This is a genomic window from Peptacetobacter hominis, assembly GCF_006861675.1.
GTDB classification, from domain to species: domain Bacteria; phylum Bacillota; class Clostridia; order Peptostreptococcales; family Peptostreptococcaceae; genus Peptacetobacter; species Peptacetobacter hominis.
Window position 1 is genome coordinate 1 of record NZ_SGJB01000025.1, and the last position, 6,194, is coordinate 6,194.

5 protein-coding genes and 1 rRNA gene are annotated in these 6,194 nt (G+C 33.9%); all 6 read left to right on the top strand.

What is annotated here, in order from left to right; genetic code table 11:
- Nucleotides 1-115 (top strand): 5S ribosomal RNA (rrf, locus tag EXD82_RS09950); the annotation flags it as partial.
- 181 nt (nt 116-296) lie between these two features.
- On the top strand, nt 297-2,561 hold the full coding sequence (locus EXD82_RS09955) for a DUF3553 domain-containing protein (protein ID WP_142536768.1): 2,265 nt from the start codon (nt 297-299) through the stop codon (nt 2,559-2,561).
- Nucleotides 2,562-2,588: 27 nt separating this feature from the next.
- Nucleotides 2,589-3,881: a M18 family aminopeptidase gene (locus EXD82_RS09960; RefSeq protein ID WP_142536769.1), complete on the top strand. Its 1,293-nt coding sequence runs from the start codon at nt 2,589-2,591 to the stop codon at nt 3,879-3,881.
- Nucleotides 3,882-3,891: 10 nt separating this feature from the next.
- Nucleotides 3,892-4,650, top strand: coding sequence for a patatin-like phospholipase family protein (locus EXD82_RS09965; RefSeq protein ID WP_174919230.1), 759 nt, complete (start codon nt 3,892-3,894; stop codon nt 4,648-4,650).
- 84 nt (nt 4,651-4,734) lie between these two features.
- Nucleotides 4,735-5,259, top strand: coding sequence for a peptidylprolyl isomerase (locus tag EXD82_RS09970; RefSeq protein WP_142536772.1), 525 nt, complete (start codon nt 4,735-4,737; stop codon nt 5,257-5,259).
- Between the two features lie 126 nt (nt 5,260-5,385).
- A complete protein-coding gene (locus EXD82_RS09975; RefSeq protein WP_142536771.1) occupies nt 5,386-5,778 on the top strand; it encodes an RrF2 family transcriptional regulator in 393 nt (130 codons plus the stop codon).
- Nucleotides 5,779-6,194: the final 416 nt, after the last annotated feature.

Here is a 6,194-nt window from a genome sequence, read left to right on the forward strand (position 1 = left end):
TGGTTACTATAGCAGAGAGGATACACCTGTTCCCATTCCGAACACAGAAGTTAAGCTCTCTAGCGCTGATGGTACTTGGGGCGAAGGCCCCCGGGAGAGTAGGTCGTAGCCACGTAATCTTTTTTATTATGTAAAAATAAAATAATTTAAATAACAGGCGGTACTGATATTTTCAGGCTGCCTGTTGTATTATATAAAGATAAAGCGGGGTATAATTATGTATGTTATACTATTTATATAATCAAAATAGAATCAGAAACCTGGATACAGGAATCTTTAAAATATAGGAGGAAACTATGGATTTAGATACACTTAACCCTTCGCAGAGACGGGCAGTTGAAAGAACAGAAGGACCTGTTCTTATCCTTGCAGGAGCAGGTTCTGGAAAAACCAGAGTGCTTACGACAAGAATAGCACATCTTATAGATAAAGGAGTCCAGCCTGCAAATATACTTGCGATAACTTTTACAAACAAAGCTGCTAATGAGATGAGAGAAAGAGTTGAGCAGGTTGTAGAATCAGATACGAAGGATATGTGGATAAGTACATTCCACTCATGTTGTGTACGTATTCTTAGAAAAGATATAAATAGAATAGGATACAACAGAAGTTTTGTAATATATGATGCTGCAGACCAGGTAACACTTGTAAAAGATTGTCTGAAAGAGCTTAATCTAAGTGACAAAGTATACGAACCAAAGACAGTTATAAGTTATATATCAGGAGCGAAAGACAAACTTAAATCTCCAAAACAGTACAAAGACGACTGTGCCGGAGATCCTAGAATGAGTCAGATAGCTGATATATACGCACTTTATCAGGATAGATTAAAAAGAAACAGTGCACTTGACTTTGACGACCTTATAATAAAAACTGTTGAACTTTTCAAGAAAAATCCTGAGGTTCTTGATTACTACAGAAGTAGATTCAGATATATAATGGTCGATGAGTACCAGGATACAAGTATGGCTCAGTATGAATTTATAAAACAGCTTGCAATGGGACACAAAAATATATGTGTTGTTGGAGATGACGACCAGAGTATATACGGATGGAGAGGTGCAGACATAAGAAATATACTTGAGTTTGAAAAAGACTATGACGATGTTTTTGTTGTAAAGCTTGAACAGAATTATAGATCTACACAGGTTATACTTGATGCCGCAAACAAAGTTATATCAAACAACATAGAAAGAAAAAGAAAGAAACTTTGGAGTGAAAAAACTTCAGGGGAAAAAATAAAAATAGAGCTTGCTGAAAATGAGCTTGAAGAGGGAAGATTTATAGCCGATACAATATATTCAAAAGTATCATCTGGAGAAAGAAAATACAGTGATTTTGCAGTACTTTATAGAGCAAATGCACAGGCAAGACCTATAGAGGATGCGCTAAACAGAGCAGGACTTCCATACAATATATTCGGTGGAACTAAGTTCTATGAAAGAAAAGAAATAAAAGACCTTGTTGCATACCTTAGAGTAATAGCAAATCCACAGGACGATATATCTCTTAAGAGAATAATAAATGTTCCAAGAAGAGGAATAGGACTTAGAACAATAGAAAAAATAGAAGACAGAGCGAGCCTTAGACAGGAAAGTATGTACTCTGTGCTTATAGATATAGATTCAAACTCAGATGTATCCACAAAAGCAAGGGCAAAACTGAATGGATTTGTGGATATGATAGGTACGCTTAGAGCAATAAAAGAAGCATATCCTGTCAGTAAGCTGATAGAAAAGGTACTTGATTCTACAGGGTATGTATATGAACTTGAGGAAGAGATGAAAAAACATCAGAATAGTATGAATGGAAAATATGAGGAGGCTCAGGATAGAATAGACAACCTGAACGAATTTATATCTATAGCTGTGGAATTTGAAAACAGTGATGATGAAAACTTCCCGGAAAAAGATCTTGAAACATTCCTGACAAGTGTTGCGCTTACATCTGAGGTAAGTGAAGATGAAGAACCCGACAAAATATCACTGATGACTATGCACACTTCAAAAGGACTTGAGTTTCCTGTAGTATTTTTATCAGGTATGGAGGAAGGACTTTTCCCTATATCGAGGGCGATAAAATCTCTGAAAGACTCTGATATAGAAGAAGAAAGAAGGCTTTGCTATGTTGGAATAACAAGAGCCAGAGAAGAACTGTTTATGACTATGACAGAGAGAAGAACGCTATATGGAAAGACAAATCACGCTATACAGTCTAGATTTATAGAGGAACTTCCGGAAGAATGTGTTGAAAAACTTTATAGAAACAAAAGAGAACTTACATATACAAAATCAAGCTACAATATGCTTGATAAATATACAAAAAAATATATGGACAGCATGAATAAGGGAAGTGTAGCTAAAAAAATAAATGCTACAAACAGAAATGAAAATATAGAGGCAGAACCAGAGGATATTAAACTTGGTTCGAAGGTATATCATCCTAAATTTGGAAAAGGAACTGTAGTTTCAGTTGTTGGAAGTGATGTTACAATAGCCTTTGACAATCAGGGAATAAAGAAAATAAACAAAGAATACACTACACTTGATATAGTAAAATAGTTTGCCATACAGACAGGAGATGATTTGATGAAAAAATTTGCATCTGATATGCTTGATTACATATATAAAAGCCCGACTCGGTATAATGCAACTGAAAATGCTGCAGAAATACTTGAGGAAAATGGATACAGAAAACTTGAATTAAACAGTATATGGAATCTTGAAAAAGGTGGAAAATACTATACAACAAAAAACTCATCGGCATTAATAGCTTTCAGGGTGAATTCTGACGATATAGAAAAAGATGGATTCAGAATAATAGGATCTCATACAGATTCTCCAAACTTCAGAATAAAGCCAAACGCCGAGATGGTATCAGAGGGCGCTTATCTGAAGTTAAATACTGAGGGTTACGGGGGAATGATACTTTCTACTTGGCTGGATAGACCACTTGCTATTGCAGGTAGAGTATTTACAAAAGGGGAAAATCCATTCAGACCTTCTGAAAAAATAATAAATATAAATAAACCAATATGTATAATACCTAATCTTGCAATACATATGAATAGAAGTGTAAATGACGGATATAAATATAATAAGCAGACTGATATGCTTCCATTGATGTCGCTTACAGGAGAGGATTTCAAAAAAGAGGGTTATCTTAAAAATCTTGTAGCTGAGGAGATGGGAGTAACTGCAGAGGATATAATTGATTACGATCTTTATTTGTATGAATATGAAAAAGGGTGTTTTACAGGTGTAGATGAAGAGTTTTTATCTATGGGAAGACTTGATAATCTTTCTATGTTCTATTCATCACTGAGAGCTATACTTTCATCTGAATCAGAAAAAGGTGTATCTCTTGCAGTAGGATTTGACAATGAAGAAGTAGGAAGTTCTACAAAACAGGGGGCGGATTCAAACCTTCTTCTAAATATTATGGAGAGAATATGTCTATCTCTTGGAAAAAATAGAGAAGAGTTTTTCTCAGCAGTGGAAAATTCATTTATAATATCTGCAGACCTTGCACATGCGGTACATCCGAATGTAAATAGAATGGCAGATCCTACAAACAGACCTGTAATGGGAAAAGGTCCTGTAATAAAAATACATGCAGGTCAGGCATATACAAGTGATGGATATTCAATATCTGTATACAAAGAGATATGTAAATCTGCAGGAGTAGATTATCAGGAGTTTGTAAATCGTTCAGACGAAAGAGGTGGAAGTACGATAGGTCCTATATCATCTACACATATAGAAATACCATCTGTGGATATAGGTGCACCGATACTTTCAATGCACTCAATCAGAGAACTTGGCTGTGTATCAGATTTTTATGATACATACAAAAGTTTTATAAAATTCTATGAGATATAGAGGTGATGTTATGAAGACAGGGATATGTATAGAAGGCGGAGGTGCGAAGGGAGCATATGAGGCCGGAATAATAAAAGCCCTTTATGATAGAGGAATAAAGAGATACGACTATATAGCAGGAACATCTATAGGAAGTGTAACAGGATATTTTCTGATAACAGGAAATGTTGAAAAACTGGTTGATATGTGGAAAAATATAGACTGCCTTGGAGTTGATAAGGTCGAAAATGACGGAATAACTGTTGATAACTCACCTGTTATAAACATACTTAACGAATTAAGTGGAGAAATAGACAAAGATTCAGAGCTTTATGTTAATTATGTAAAAATAGATGGATGCAAAATGAATGAGGTCGTTGAGGAAGTATCCCATATGAACAAAGAGGATATGATTGAAAGAATAAAATACAGTTCGCTTCTTCCATTTAATCCGGATAGAAGTATGAAATTCAGAGATCGGTTTGCTCTTGACCTTCAGAAAGGCATATACGATGGATACTGTCTGGATGGAGGTTTGATAAGAGGTCTTATGCTTGATCCTGTATTTGATAAAAATCCCGACAGAATAGTGATAATATCTACAAAAGATGATTTTGAAGTTCCTGAAGAGTTAAGAGATAAACATAAAAACACAGAGATAATAGTTGTAAAACCAGAGCAGAAGTTTGATCCAAAGGCGACACTGTATTTTGAAAAGAATTTCTGTAACAGGATATTTGAAGAAGGATACAGACTTGGAATGCAGGCTGCGGATAGACATGGTATATAAATTCGATATAAATATTTACTAAAATATGGATTTAGAATATAATTATTTTTGAATATATTTATGAAAGGAAACGAAAAAATGGCAATAGAAATAAGCAATCCAATAGTAACTATAGAAATGGAAAATGGAGATATAATAAAGGCTGAACTTTATCCTCATATAGCTCCAAACACAGTAAACAACTTCATAAGCCTTATAAACAAAGGATACTATGATGGTATAGGATTCCACAGAGTTATAGAAGGATTTATGATACAGGGAGGATGCCCTGATGGAACAGGAATGGGTGGACCTGGATATTCAATAGCAGGTGAGTTCACAATGAACGGATTCACAAACAATCTAAAGCATGAAAGAGGAGTTCTTTCAATGGCAAGAACAATGGATCCTAACTCAGCTGGTTCACAGTTCTTTATAATGCACAAGAACTCTCCACACCTTGATGGACAGTACGCATCATTTGGTAGAGTAATAGAGGGAATGGATGCTGTAGATAAGATAGCTGCTACAAAGACTGGATGGGGAGATAAGCCGGTAAAACCTCAGACTATGAAAAAAGTAACAGTTGATACACTTGGAAAAGAGTATCCGGAAGTAGTTAAATATTAATTGAATTTGGCTATAGAATGTTTTTAGACAAAAACAAGTATCTATAGCCCTTATTTTGTTTGAAGGTTTATTAAAAGGGTAAATAAATACTATATTTAAAACAATAAAAATAAGAAGAGGTATCGGATGTTATTTACAAGAGAAAGTGACTATGCAATTAGAATAGTCAGAGCATTGAGTGACGGAGAAAGATCAAATATAAAAACCATATGTAGAAAAGAGGATATTCCAGAAGCATTTGCATACAAGATAATAAAGAAATTATCAAATGCTGATATAGTAGATGTTAAACGAGGAGTATCTGGCGGATTTAGTCTGAAGTGTGATACAAATGATATTACAATATATGATATTGTCATTGCAATTGATCCAGAGTTCGCAATAACGAGATGTATAAATAATTTTTGTAGTATGAATGGAACAGATGAAAGATGTAAGGTTCATAAAGAATTATTGCTAGTACAAAAAGAGGTGGAGAATCTTTTAAAAAAGAAAAGCCTGAGAGAAATATTAAAATAAGAAATATAGAAATCGACTAGAGTAATATGGTATAACAATAGTGAATATAAATATTAAAAATAGGCAAAGAGAGTGGATGTTTTCTGAATTTTTCAGGTGACATCCATTTTATTTTGGCAAAATTTATTTCATTGTTTCCAATATTTTTATGTAATAAACTTAAATAGTAATTTTGGATAATTTTTATCTATTTACTATTGAAATTTTATGGATTTTTCTGTATAATAAGCTGGATAAAAAGTAGCAAAATAAAGATTAATTACTGATTAATAAAAAAATGTATATTTAATAAATGAAAGGAGGGTTGATTAATATGTATAATTCAAATATAATTTCTAGACAGACAGACAGACAGACAGACAGACAGACAGACAGACAGACAGACAGACAGACAGACAGACAGACAGACAGACAGA

What these genes read in the sequence shown, in the direction of transcription:
- EXD82_RS09955 (WP_142536768.1), top strand. Translation starts at nt 297, where the DNA reads ATGGATTTAGATACACTTAACCCTTCGCAGAGACGGGCAGTTGAAAGA.
- EXD82_RS09960 (WP_142536769.1), top strand. Translation starts at nt 2,589, where the DNA reads ATGAAAAAATTTGCATCTGATATGCTTGATTACATATATAAAAGCCCG.
- EXD82_RS09965 (WP_174919230.1), top strand. Translation starts at nt 3,892, where the DNA reads ATGAAGACAGGGATATGTATAGAAGGCGGAGGTGCGAAGGGAGCATAT.
- EXD82_RS09975 (WP_142536771.1), top strand. Translation starts at nt 5,386, where the DNA reads ATGTTATTTACAAGAGAAAGTGACTATGCAATTAGAATAGTCAGAGCA.